The sequence below is a fragment of the Bacteroides sp. MSK.20.12 genome (assembly GCF_019052435.1).
Classification (GTDB): Bacteria; Bacteroidota; Bacteroidia; order Bacteroidales; family Bacteroidaceae; genus Bacteroides; species Bacteroides xylanisolvens.
Genome location: NZ_JAHQVH010000011.1, coordinates 128,550 through 142,857, shown reverse-complemented (window position 1 = coordinate 142,857; position 14,308 = coordinate 128,550). Strand labels below are relative to the sequence as shown.

Annotated in this window: 7 protein-coding genes; 6 read left to right on the top strand and 1 reads right to left on the bottom strand. The window is 40.6% G+C overall.

Annotated elements, in window-relative coordinates; translation table 11 throughout:
* The first annotated feature begins 246 nt into the window (after positions 1-246).
* From araJ to lgt, 5 genes are all read left to right on the top strand, one after another.
* A complete protein-coding gene (gene araJ / locus KTR06_RS08365; RefSeq protein WP_074908684.1) occupies positions 247-1,389 on the top strand; it encodes an MFS transporter AraJ in 1,143 nt (380 codons plus the stop codon).
* Between the two features lie 548 nt (positions 1,390-1,937).
* A complete protein-coding gene (locus tag KTR06_RS08360) occupies positions 1,938-3,191 on the top strand; it encodes an AAA family ATPase (protein WP_207895172.1) in 1,254 nt (417 codons plus the stop codon).
* A 981-nt stretch (positions 3,192-4,172) separates the two neighbouring features.
* The gene (ychF, locus tag KTR06_RS08355; RefSeq protein ID WP_004298673.1) at positions 4,173-5,276 is read left to right on the top strand and encodes a redox-regulated ATPase YchF; all 1,104 of its coding nucleotides are present in this window, start codon (positions 4,173-4,175) and stop codon (positions 5,274-5,276) included.
* Between the two features lie 47 nt (positions 5,277-5,323).
* Positions 5,324-6,241, top strand: coding sequence for a ketopantoate reductase family protein (locus tag KTR06_RS08350; protein ID WP_055235707.1), 918 nt, complete (start codon positions 5,324-5,326; stop codon positions 6,239-6,241).
* Between the two features lie 17 nt (positions 6,242-6,258).
* Positions 6,259-7,095 (top strand): prolipoprotein diacylglyceryl transferase, encoded by an 837-nt coding sequence (gene lgt, locus KTR06_RS08345; protein ID WP_074908694.1) that lies wholly within the window; start codon positions 6,259-6,261, stop codon positions 7,093-7,095.
* Between the two features lie 129 nt (positions 7,096-7,224).
* Here the strand turns inward: lgt and mutS are convergent, their stop codons facing one another.
* Positions 7,225-9,813: a DNA mismatch repair protein MutS gene (gene mutS, locus KTR06_RS08340; RefSeq protein WP_032855757.1), complete on the bottom strand. Its 2,589-nt coding sequence runs from the start codon at positions 9,811-9,813 to the stop codon at positions 7,225-7,227.
* A 1,170-nt stretch (positions 9,814-10,983) separates the two neighbouring features.
* On the opposite strand from mutS, the gene KTR06_RS08335 reads away from it, so the two are divergent.
* Entirely contained in the window at positions 10,984-14,301 is a 3,318-nt protein-coding gene (locus tag KTR06_RS08335) for a SusC/RagA family TonB-linked outer membrane protein (protein WP_074908697.1), read from the top strand.
* The last annotated feature ends 7 nt before the right edge of the window (positions 14,302-14,308 follow it).

Below are 14,308 nucleotides of genomic sequence, written 5' to 3'. Positions count from 1 at the left end.
TTTACTTTCTTTCCAATTCTTGCAAATATTTGCAAGAATTGGAAAGAAAGTAAATAGCTACAATTTACATATACTACATAAATCCCTCGTCATCAGTTTACACCAACATTGTCTAAATTGATTTAAATCAAAATCCATCTCATCGAACTCACCCTGAAAGATTTTGTTTTACCTTTACAGCCAAAACAAATAAGCGGCAAATAATAGCAAGGTAGTAAGGTAACAGGTATTAAGGTAAAGTTTTGTATGAAGAAGAGTCTTATTGCATTGGCGTTCGGCACACTGGGATTAGGTATTGCCGAATTTGTAATGATGGGAATTTTGCCCGATGTGGCAAAAGATTTAGGTATTAGTATTCCTACCGCAGGGCATTTCATTTCTGCTTATGCATTAGGCGTCTGTGTCGGTGCACCTGTATTGACATTGGCTCGCAAATATCCGCTAAAACATATTCTGTTAGTATTAGTTACCTTAATTATGATAGGTAATATCTGTGCGGCTATGGCTCCCAATTACTGGGTATTGCTCGCTGCCCGCTTTATTTCCGGTTTGCCTCATGGTGCATACTTCGGAGTAGGCTCTATTGTTGCAGAGAAACTGGCCGACAAGGGTAAAGGTTCGGAAGCCGTCTCCATCATGATTGCAGGAATGACCATTGCCAATCTGTTTGGCGTACCTTTGGGCACTTCCTTAAGTACCATGCTTTCCTGGCGTGCCACTTTCCTGCTGGTTGGTATCTGGGGAATTGTTATCCTATATTATATCTGGCGATGGGTTCCGCATGTAGAGGGTCTGAAGGATACCGGCTTTAAAGGACAATTCCGCTTTCTTAAAACTCCGGCTCCGTGGTTGATTCTTGGCGCTACGGCACTAGGTAATGGCGGTGTATTCTGCTGGTATAGCTACATCAATCCGATGCTTACCAATGTGTCCGGCTTCTCCGCAGAAAGCATTACGCCCTTAATGATCCTTGCCGGCTTCGGTATGGTGATGGGAAACCTGATTAGTGGACGTCTCTCCGACCGCTACACCCCCGGAAAAGTAGGAACTGCCGCTCAAGCACTTATCTGTATTATGTTATTGCTCATCTTCTTCCTTTCTCCCTATAAATGGGCAGCAGCCCTGTTGATGTGCCTTTGTACGGCAGGACTGTTCGCAGTATCCAGTCCGGAGCAGATATTAATTATCCGCGTATCAAAGGGAGGAGAAATGCTGGGAGCAGCCTGCGTGCAGGTTGCATTCAATCTCGGAAATGCCATCGGTGCTTATGCAGGCGGACTGGCTGTTAATGGTGGCTACCGTTATCCGGCTCTGGCGGGTGTACCATTTGCTCTAATTGGATTTACTTTATTCCTGATTTTCTATAAGAAATACCAAGCAAAATACTAAAGAGAATATTACTTGATTGAAAATATTGCCATACAAAGGAACTATTGGAATATATTCATTACATTTGCGCACATTCATTATAAATGATATTACATTGTCTAAACAAACAAGTATTCTAATAGAAAAACGATTATGGCCTCAAATTCTGAATCACCCAAACACAATAAAATAGAAAGTAAGCAACTCGGTTATGGCTTCACTTTTGTATTAATCGGGCTACTCGCATTAGTAACTGGAATTATTATACTTTCGATAGAAGTAATAATTGGTGCCATAGTTGGAATTATTATTGGTTTCATAATAATGTCTACAAGCAAAATAACAATAACCCCCAATAATACTTTGGAAAAGCAGCCCATACAAACAACCGCTACATTCAATGGAATCGATCAACCTTATTTTAATATTGTTCAAGACTGTAAGATAAACTATTTCTGTTTATTCAGAAACTAAACGATAATCCACGTCTAAAAGAAGAGGTTGACAATGCGATACATTTCCATTCTACCGGCAACCCCGCTGAAATACCATTTCCAGACTTGATTAATATGTTGATAACCGCAGATTTATTAAAGGTTTATCAGCAACTAGGTTATCGATTTGGAATAGATAGAAAGGAGAGCTTTGCCATCATCTATCTGTTTGCCCGCATATATGGCTTACAGAAAATCACATTCTCTAAATTGCCTGTTGCCTATGACCGTATTTCTAATAGTATTGCCGATTACCTCCCTCTCATTGAAAAAATAAATGCGGACAATATCAAATCGGACACTTTATTCATATTAGGTGCAATCATCAACAATATGGATAATGAAATAGGAAAACAATACCATTTACTTTTATATCGTTATGCATCTATTATTGCCAAAGCAGATGGAACCATTACAACAAAAGAAACCGATTTCCTGAAAAGCATCATGTCTCCCTGGAATAATGAAATCAGTAAAAGTGAGCTAGAATCTAATACGGCTACATACGTCAGCACACCCGAAAAGCAAGGAGGAATGGAGCAGCTAACTCAGTTGACCGGACTTGAACTAGTAAAAAATGATGTGGCTACATTAGTCAATTTTATCAAAATTCAGAAGGTACGTGCATCAAAAGGAATGAAAGCCCCCTCACTTTCATATCATTGTGTATTTATAGGGAATCCTGGAACAGGAAAGACTACCGTTGCACGAATTTTAGCCTGCATTTATAAAGAACTAGGTATCTTGGAGAAAGGACATTTAGTTGAAACCGATCGATCTGGCCTGGTCGCAGAATATGTAGGACAAACCGCTGTCAAAACAAATAAAATCATAGACTCTGCCATGGGTGGAATACTGTTTATTGATGAAGCTTATTCTTTGGTTACAAATTCAAGCAATGATTATGGAAAAGAAGCAATAGCAACACTGCTAAAACGAATGGAAGATGACAGAGAACGCCTGGTTGTTATTCTTGCCGGTTACACGCAAGAGATGAAAGAATTCATAGACTCAAATCCCGGACTACAATCGCGCTTCAACCGCTACATTGAGTTTAAGGATTACTCAGCAGAAGAACTATTACAGATATACCTTGGTAATCTGAAAAAGTATGAATATGTAATCACTGATGGAGCCATAGAGAAAATGAAACGGGTGATTAATAAAGCTATTATCAATAAAGACCACAATTTTGGAAATGCCCGTTGGGTTCGCAACATTTTTGAAAAAACATTGGAAATTCAAGCGAACCGTTTAGCGACGGACGGAAACATATCAAATGAATCGTTGACTACTATTACAGAGGATGATATAATTGAAAACGATTGAAACTTTTCACTAAGCCCAAAAATCGAAAGCGGGCATTTGATTCTTTATCGCATAAAAGAATCACCCTAATATAAATTTATTTTCAGTCGGCTTATAACAAAGCAAAACAGCTGACGCAATAGATATCGGAAGAAATGAACCAGCCCTATTTCTTTTTCTTTTGATACCGCAAAGGTATTATATCACAAGGGATTGAAATGACGTACTTTGTCCCAGATTAGCTTACTTTGTCTTACTTTCATCTAAAATGTATTTACTTTCATCTAGAATGATTTTACTTATGCACCGGACGATTTATCGTATATTTGGGATACGATAAGCATCTCAATGAACCATGAGCCTCTTGATAGCAAGTGCTGATTAGCTATAATGAAATCGGGATTAGCTATAATGAAATTGAGATTAGCTATAATGAAAATAAAAGCAGCTATAATGGGATTCTGTGCTATACATAGCATAGGAAGATAAACTGGCTGTGAGTTTTCTTTTTAATAGTGTACACGTGCGCAGACGCGAAAGAATATTCTTTTTATATGAAAAAAGCGTGTAATTGAGGTGGAGGGGGACCACCTCAATTACACGCTTTTTCTAATATAATTAATTATATAAAGAGAATAAATATCATAAGTAAATGATAAAGACAAAACAAACGAGCCTTTGCATCTTTTTAAAACAACATTTAGCTGGCTCATTACTAAAAAAACAGATGAAGTCTACATTGAAAGAGACATTGATATCGTTTTTATCTGTTTTTTAAAGACAGAAAGCATACCACATTTTCTTCGTTAGCTTAAAAATTGATTTTTAATGGACAAACTTATTTTGTTCTACGAAATTGGGGTAATTTCGATTAGTAAGTATTATCTTTGCAAACTACAATGAGCAGCCCGGCAACAAATACTCTTTATTTATCCGGACATTGTTGCCAAATCGTTGTTCATTTGTATAAATCATTGATAATAAAAGAAATAATAGATTAATATGGCATTGCAATGTGGTATTGTAGGACTACCGAACGTGGGTAAGTCGACACTTTTCAACTGTTTGTCGAATGCGAAAGCACAGGCGGCAAATTTCCCTTTCTGTACAATTGAACCCAATGTAGGTGTAATCACTGTTCCTGACGAACGTCTGAACGCACTCGCTGAATTGGTGCACCCCCAACGAATTGTTCCTACAACTGTAGAAATCGTAGATATCGCCGGACTGGTGAAAGGCGCAAGCAAAGGTGAAGGACTGGGAAACAAGTTCCTTGCCAATATCCGTGAGACAGATGCAATTATCCACGTACTCCGTTGCTTCGATGACGACAATGTGACACACGTAGACGGAAGCGTAAATCCCGTCCGCGACAAAGAAATCATTGACTACGAACTTCAATTGAAAGACCTGGAAACCATCGAAAGCCGTATCCAGAAAGTACAGAAACAAGCACAGACGGGCGGAGACAAAGCTGCAAAGTTAGCTTACGATGTACTCGTTCAATATAAAGACGCATTGGAACAGGGAAAATCTGCACGTACAGTGACTTTTGAAACAAAAGACGAACAAAAGATTGCTCACGAACTGTTCTTATTGACCAGCAAGCCGGTAATGTATGTCTGCAACGTTGATGAAGCAAGCGCAGTAAACGGAAATAAATACGTAGATATGGTACGCGAAGCCGTAAAAGACGAGAATGCTCAAATCCTGATTGTCGCAGCCAAAACAGAAGCGGACATCGCCGAACTGGAAACGTACGAAGACCGTCAAATGTTCCTTGCCGAAGTAGGCTTGGAAGAATCGGGCGTAGCACGTCTTATCAAATCTGCTTATAAACTCCTGAATCTCGAAACATATTTCACTGCCGGTGTACAAGAAGTACGTGCCTGGACATACGAAAAAGGATGGAAAGCTCCTCAATGTGCTGGAGTGATCCACACCGATTTTGAAAAAGGCTTTATCCGTGCCGAGGTTATCAAATACGATGATTATATCAAATACGGCTCGGAAGCAGCTGTGAAAGAAGCCGGAAAACTGGGTGTGGAAGGAAAAGAATATGTGGTGCAGGATGGCGACATCATGCATTTCCGTTTCAACGTGTGATTATCGGTTACCACCGACGACTTATTAATTACTAATTCGCTAACAATATGAAATATCTCATTGCAGGAACGGGAGGTGTAGGCGGCAGTATCGCAGGATTCTTGTCGCTGGCAGGCAAAGATGTAACCTGTATTGCCCGTGGAGCTCATTTGCAGTCGATTCAAACGAACGGTTTGAAACTGAAGTCGGATTTGAAGGGCGAACATACGCTCCGGATTCCGGCAACTACCGCTGAAGAATTCAATGGGAAAGCAGATGTGATATTTGTATGCGTGAAAGGTTATTCGGTCGATTCCATCGTAGAACTGATTAAAAGAGCAGCACACAAAGACACGGTTGTCATCCCTATCCTGAATGTGTACGGCACAGGGCCACGCATACAAAAGTTGGTACCGGAAGTCACTGTCCTCGACGGATGCATCTATATCGTAGGTTTCGTATCCGGTACAGGAGAAATCACCCAAATGGGAAAGATATTCCGGTTGATATACGGCGCTCATCGCGGCACAGTTGTAAAGCCCGGATTGCTGGAAGCCATCCAACAAGACTTGCAGGAAGCAGGCATAAAGGTAGACCTGTCACCGGACATCAACCGGGATACGTTTATCAAATGGTCGTTTATCTCCGCAATGGCTGTGACGGGTGCTTACTACGACGTTCCGATGGGAGAAGTGCAGAAACCGGGAAAGATACGGGATACATTTATCGGACTTTCTACGGAAAGCGCTGCCTTAGGAAAGAAACTGGGCGTCGAATTTCCCGAAGACCCAGTCAGCTACAACCTGAAAGTGATTGACAAGCTTGACCCCGAAAGTACCGCTTCTATGCAAAAAGACCTGGCACGCGGACACGACTCGGAAATACAGGGATTGCTCTTCGACATGATTGCAGCAGCCGAAGAACAGGGAATAAATATACCAACCTACCGGATGGTTGCGGAGAAATTCAAAAAATCTAATCATTAACATTAATCCAATATAGAATGAATACCATGCTATTATCCATCAACTGGAACCCGAACCCCGAACTATTCAACCTGTTCGGCATTTCTATCCGTTATTACGGATTATTGTGGGCAGTAGGAATATTCTTTGCTTATGTGGTTGTTCACTACCAGTACCGGGATAAAAAGATAGAGGAGAAAAAGTTTGACCCGCTTTTCTTTTATTGTTTCTTTGGTATTCTGATTGGTGCCCGCCTGGGACACTGTCTGTTCTATGATCCGGGATACTACTTGTCTCATTTTTGGGAAATGATTCTTCCTATCAAATTCATGCCGGACGGAAACTGGAAATTCACCGGATATGAAGGACTTGCCAGCCACGGCGGTACATTAGGACTGATAATCGCCCTTTGGCTGTATTGCCGCAAGACGAAACTCCATTATATGGACGTGCTGGATATGATTGCCGTAGCTACTCCAATCACCGCCTGCTTCATCCGCCTTGCCAACCTGATGAACTCCGAAATCATAGGCAAACCGTCTGATGTGCCCTGGGCATTCATATTCGAACGTGTAGATATGCTCCCCCGTCATCCGGGACAGCTCTACGAAGCCATCGCTTATCTTATCCTGTTCTTCATCATGATTTACCTGTATAAGAATTACAGCAAGAAACTGCACCGTGGCTTCTTCTTCGGGCTTTGTCTGACTTATATCTTCACCTTCCGCTTTTTCATCGAATTCCTAAAAGAAAATCAGGAAGATTTTGAAAACAGCATGATGTTCAATATGGGACAATGGTTAAGCGTTCCGTTTATCATAATAGGCGTCTATTTCATGTTCTTCTATGACAAGAAGAAAAAGAAAATAGCCTAAATCAAAAAAGAGGGATTAGCGGTTCAAACATCACTAATCCCTCTTTTTTATCAATAAAACAAATGCCATTTCCCTAATGTCAGAACAACAATCGAAAACATATCCTAAGACATTATATACATTTTCAGCTTATTTCCCCCTGACTATCTTCTTAATATCATTCAGTTTATTCAGCGCTTCAATAGGAGTAAGATTATTCACATCAAGATTCAATATCTCATCGCGAATCTGACAGAGAATCGGATCGTCCAACTGGAAGAAGCTTAACTGCATACCTCCACGATTCTCGCTCACTTCTGCCAACGGTTTACCTGCTATGCCCTGTTGGCGATTATCAGATTCAAGCTGTTTCAATATCTCATTTGCACGTTTCACAATGCTTTTCGGCATACCGGCCATCTTTGCCACATGAATACCAAAAGAGTGTTCACTACCGCCACGTTCTAGTTTACGAAGGAAGATTACTTTATTATCAACTTCTTTCACCGATACATTATAATTCTTGATGCGCTTGAAAGATTTCTCCATCTCATTCAATTCATGATAGTGCGTGGCAAATAATGTACGTGCTTTTGCTTTGGGATGTTCATGGATATACTCTACAATTGCCCAGGCAATGGAAATACCATCATAAGTAGAAGTACCACGACCCAATTCGTCAAATAATACCAGACTCCGGGAAGAAACATTATTCAGGATATCTGCCGCTTCATTCATCTCTACCATAAATGTAGATTCGCCGACTGATATATTATCACTCGCTCCAACACGGGTAAATATCTTATCTACCAAACCAATGTGCGCACTCTCCGCAGGAACAAACGAGCCGATTTGAGCCAACAGCGTAATCAACGCCGTCTGACGCAAAAGTGCAGACTTACCGGCCATGTTCGGACCTGTAATAATAATAATCTGTTGCGTGTTGCTGTCCAGCATTACATCATTGGCAATATACTTCTCGCCTATCGGAAGTTGCTTTTCAATCACCGGGTGACGTCCCTGACGAATATCCAGTACGTCATTATCCTCAATAATCGGACGGATATAACGATTCTCACGGGCCACATTGGCAAATGACAACAAGCAGTCCAGACGTGCAATCTGATTCGCATTAATCTGTATCTGTGGAATAAATTCCATCAATGCCTGTACTAAGTCCGTATATAGCTGCGTTTCCAGAACCAGAATCTTATCCTCCGCTCCCAAAATCTTCTCTTCGTATTCTTTCAGTTCCTGCGTGATATAACGCTCTGCGTTGACCAACGTCTGTTTGCGAATCCATTCGGGTGGAACCTTATCCTTATGCACATTACGGACTTCGATATAATAACCGAATACATTATTATAAGCTACTTTCAAGCTCGGAATACCCGTCTCTTCGCTCTCCCGCTGTTGTATCTTTAGCAGATAATCTTTTCCTGAATAGGAGATTTGCCGCAATTCATCCAAGTCTGCGTTCACACCGTCCTGAATCACTCCACCTTTATTTATCAGTAAAGGAGGATCATTTTTAATCTCTTTGGCAATCCGGTCACGAATAGAAATACAAAGATTCAACTGTTCGCCAATGCGATTCAAGCTCGCATTATCAGCTTCCATACATGCCTGTTTTATCGGCTCAATTGCTTGCAAGGCAACTTTCAACTGAACGACTTCACGAGGCGACACACGCCCTACAGCCACTTTGGAAATAATACGTTCCAGGTCACCTATCAGATGCAACTGTTCTTCAATCAGTTCCTTAAAATCAGGTTGGCGGAAGAAATATTCCACTACGTTCAAGCGTTCATTGATCGGTTTCTCATCCTTTAAGGGAAAAACCATCCAGCGTTTCAACAGACGCGCTCCCATCGGGCTGATTGTTCTGTCAATCACATTGAGCAGGCTACTTCCGCCATCATTCATATTGCCAATCAGCTCAAGACTACGCACCGTGAACTTATCCAGACGGACGTATTTATCTTCTTCAATACGCGCCAATGAAGTGATGTGACCAATTTGCGTATGCTGCGTCATTGTCAGATACTGCAGGATAGCACCGGAAGCAATGATACCGTTCTTCAAGTGCTCTACTCCGAAACCTTTCAGATTCTTCGTTTCAAAGTGTTTCAGCAGTTTCTCACGGGCAGTCGTTTCTGTAAATACCCAGTCGTCCAGCTCGAATGTGAAGAACTTGTTACCGAAATTACCTTCAAACATCAGGCGTTTGCCACGTTCAAAAAGAATTTCCTTAGGGGCAAAGTTATTCAACAGCTTGTCTATATAATCAAAAGGTCCTTCTGCAGTAAGGAATTCACCGGTAGAAATATCGAGAAAAGCAACTCCACAGGAAGCCTTTCCGAAATGAACGGCAGCCAGGAAGTTATTTTCTTTATAGTTCAGAACATTATCATTGATAGAAACACCGGGAGTAACCAATTCGGTAATGCCACGCTTCACCAGCTTCTTCGTCATTTTCGGGTCTTCGAGCTGGTCGCAGATGGCGACACGTTTTCCAGCACGAACCAGTTTCGGAAGGTAGGTATCAAGGGCATGATGAGGAAAACCTGCCATCTCGATAGTTTTTCCTTTCCCATTGGCACGTTTTGTCAGTGTGATCCCTAAAATTTCGGCTGCAACGATGGCATCCGTAGAATATGTTTCATAAAAGTCACCGCAACGAAACAGCATCACTGCATCCGGATGTTTTGCCTTCAAATCCAGAAACTGTTTCATCATCGGGGTGAGGACAATCTCTTCTTCGTTCACGGGTGTCTCCTTTTCTTTTTTGTTGAGTATATAATGAATTATCCTTGCAAAGATAACGGTTTTTCGGCAGAGAATCAACGGTATGCTCCGATTCAATTTTCAAAATAAATGTTGCATACCTTGAAAAAAGGAGAGTTTATTTCTTAATAAGTAGGAGAAAACTATTAAAACGTGTTATAAAACATGCTATTTTTCTTGGATAATTTGCTAATTTCCCAAGAGTCCGTATCTTTGCAATGTGTTTTTCATAGTATTAGATTTAAGGTTAACAAAGGTTGGAGCAAGGCGTTGCTCCTTTTTTTATGCCTATACGCTTCGTCCCTATTTGATATAAACCAGCAGAACTCTCTCTTTTCAATCATCAGATTATTTTGTCGCAATCTGAAATCCTAGAGATTCGGTTCAGAGCAGCCCCACCTTTAAAAATAGATTCATTCCTGTTTCAGAAAGGAATGAAACAAATTCTTTTATAAATGCCATATTTTAGTTTTAATGTAAATATTATTACAGTAATAGATGCAATAGAAACAAATGGTGTTACCAAAAAAATGTCAATAAAACTCCTATGCATTTCTGATAGATAACACTGTTTTGTAAAGCACTGTTATCCAGTCGGTTACTATTCGGGGCTTTCCTTTAAAACCAACGACCCGTTTCTCACCGAGAAACAACCTGTTCGACACCGAGAAACGAATTAACTGATAAAGTCCTAAACTTATAATTAAGGAAATTGTTAGTCTCTTTTATTTTTGACACTTCTATCGTAGGAATGCATATGTTGAAATATATTTCAATGATAATCTTATCATGTCCAAAATATAATGATATGGAGTAAATTTATAACCATACATGAAACGAACCGTTTTGGGTATAGCAATTATGCCCCAAAATTGTCAAATTAAGCCACTTCTTTCTTGCCTTCTACAACATATCAAACTCCCCAATATGCAGTATAATGCAAAAAGCCAGTCGTAACATACCATGAACCAATTTTCTATACTTTTATAAAAATATAATAAACATCGAATGATATTCACTCAAACAAAAGCACACATTTTAAATACAAATATTATCATTTTTCTTGTTTATATCAGCTAATAATAATACATTTGCATATATTCAAACCAATATAATACAATTATGAATAAAATTACCATTTTTTCATTAACATTACTTTTCGCTCTAATTTTACCTTTATTTGCAAATGCACAGGTAACAGTGAAAGGTATTGTAACTGACGAAAGTGGGGTACCATTAGTAGGCGTATCCGTCCGCTATAAGGAGCTCCCCCAAGTCGGTGTTACCACAGATATTGATGGTAAGTTTTCCATCAAAGAGATGAAAGAAGGCAAGACACTTGTTTTTTCTTACATTGGCATGAAAAATGTAGAGCACTTATTGAAAGGAGCAACACCTTTTATCAAAATTAAAATGGAATCTGCAACAAGTGAACTGGATCAAGTTGTCGTTACAGGTTATACCCAAACTACTTTTAAGAAAATGACTGGTTCTGTCGGAATTATCTCGGCCGACCAGTTAAAAGACCAAGCCCAACCAACGGTAGACGCCCTCATGCAAGGTAAAATAGCAGGAGTGGCCGTATCAGCCATATCCGGACAACCTGGTAGTACACAAAAAATACGAATCAGAGGTACCAATACAATCACCGGAGATGGTGAGCCACTATGGGTTATCGACGGAGTTCCCATGCAAAGTGGAAGTACCGATATGCCTACCAGTGCTGAAATAAAATCCGGTCAATTTGACGACTTGTTCATGAATGGTGTCGCCGGCATCAATCCCAGTGACATAGAAAGTATTACTATTTTGAAAGATGCTTCAGCCGCTGCTATTTATGGTTCGCGAGCAGCCGGTGGAGTAATTGTTGTCACCACCAAAAAAGGCAAATCAGGAAAAGCCCAAATAAACTATTCAGGCAATGTATCAGTCACTTTACCCCCCCAGCGGAACTACTCTTTGATGAATTCACAAGAGAAGCTTGCCTATGAACAGGGATTATGGGATGAATTCTCTGCTCCGGGATTTGAAGCCGGGGCAAATGACTATCCGGTGGTAGGAGTAGTAGGCATCATTCGTGCTGGTAGGGGAAAGTTTGCCGGATGGAGCAAAGAACAACAAGATACGTATATCGAAGAATTAGGTAAAACGAATACCGATTGGTACGATGAACTGTTTCGCAACAGTGTTTCTACCACCCACAACTTGTCCATTAATGGTGGTGGAGACAAATACACCTATTATACTTCACTAGCATATACCCGCAACGCCGGTTTATTGAAAAATAATGATTACGACCGTTATAACCTGACAGCTAATCTATCAATGCACCCCAGCCAGAAAGTCAAGATTGACTTTGGGGCATCCATGTCTTATCAATATTCAAAGTCCCCGGCACTGAATAGTCTCGATCCTTTCCAATATGCTTATTTTGCCAATCCATACGAAAGTCCGTATAACGAAGACGGCAGTTACCGGGCAGATGAAACATATTATGCACTAGGAGAATATAACAATAAAAAGACTAGTTCCAAGATTATACCTGATTGTGGATTTAATGTACTTCGCGAAATGGACGAAACCTCTTCACGCACTAAGAATATAAAAACAATGGTTCGTGCAGGAATTGATTACAGCATTATCAACCATTTGCGTTTTGTGGGTCTGGCTTCATATACTTATTCCACCAACCGTCTAAAGGAAATATATGGTAAAAACACAAAAGCAGCTTTAGACAACCGTCTCTCTATCGATAACAATACTAATAAGGAATATGCTTCTATCTTGCAACGCAATGTAGATAATGAGAGCTATATGGTCCGCGGGCATTTTGCTTATGATGATTCTTTTGGAGACCACTCTGTCTCCCTTATAGCCGGTGCCGAATTCCGCGGAAGTAAATCAGACGGTTTGTACAGCAAACGATACGGTTACGACGAAATCACCGGAAATGCCATAACCCCACTTCCTGATGACCCGACAGGAGTAGGCTACGAGAAGCTGAAAGCCTATCTCGCTGCTATTGATGGCTCGAACGGAGAAACATGGAGCGAACAACGCTTTGTCTCTTTCTATGCATCTGCTGACTATTACTACAAAAACAAATATGTACTGAATGTCTCTTTCCGTACTGACGGTAGTTCTAATTTTGGTAGTGACAAACAATTTAATCCTAACTGGGCAGCCGGCGCAGCGTGGAATGTTAGTGAAGAAGATTTCATGGCTTCGCTGAAACCCGTACTGAACAGATTAACACTCCGTATAGCAACCGGATTTACTGGTAACATCAACCGTAGTGTCAGCCCACAAATGATTATCAGTTACTACGATGACTACCGGAATATTTCCAACAATATTTATCATATAGGAAAAGTAGTTAGTCCACCGAATCCCAATCTACGTTGGGAAAAGACGCAAGACGTGAAAGTGGCTCTTGATTTCGGAATGTTTAACGACCGCTTGACAGGTATAGTGGAAGGATACTACCGGAAAAGTAAAGACATTGTAACAGGTGTGCAAGTACTAAGCAGCACAGGATTCACCCAACAGAAATACAATACTGCCAATATTGACAACAAAGGTATCGAAACTACCCTGAATGGAACTCCTGTTAAAACAAAAGATTTCAGTCTGTCTCTTTCTGCCAACATAGCTTACAACAAGAATAAAGTGACCAAATATAAAGCTTCCTATAGCAGCATGGGATATAATAACTTATGGGAGGGCTATCCTGTAGACGCCATCTATAGTGGGAGATACACAGGTATTGACCCCGAAACAGGATTATATACATACCAGTTGCGTCCCGATGCTGAAATACACACAGCTACCGACTTGAATAAGCCCGATAATTACCGGTATTATCTAGGCACGAGTGAAGCTCCCGTAACCGGAGGATTTAATGTAACCGCCGAATATAAAGGTATTCGCCTTAGCGTAAACGGAACTTTTGCCACAGGAGCCAAAAATTTTGAATTCATCAAGTCGCCAACTTCAGCTAGCACCGTAAGCGGTAATGGGGTATTTAATTACACAGAACGCGAACAAGTCTTCCAAAATGATTTGTTCGCACACCATCTGAATGTTCCGAAAGCAGCAGCCGACCGTTGGACGCCCAATAATACAAATGGCACTTATCCGCGCGTATGGAATCCGTTCGGTGAGGTTTACGGATTTGGCTATTATAACCCTATGCACAAAGAAATCACGCATGGAGCTTTCCTTACCAACTTATCTTATGCCAGAATTAAGAGCATCATTTTAGGATATACGCTACCTAAGAAGTTAATAAGTAATTCGGCTCTCTCCAATGTAGATTTCTCTTTGTCACTGAACAACTTCTTCACATTCACCAGCTATTCAGGCATGGATCCTGAAACCCCCGGTGCTACTTATCCGATAAGCCGTTCTGTGATGTTTAGCGTAAATGTTGGATTTTAAATAACAA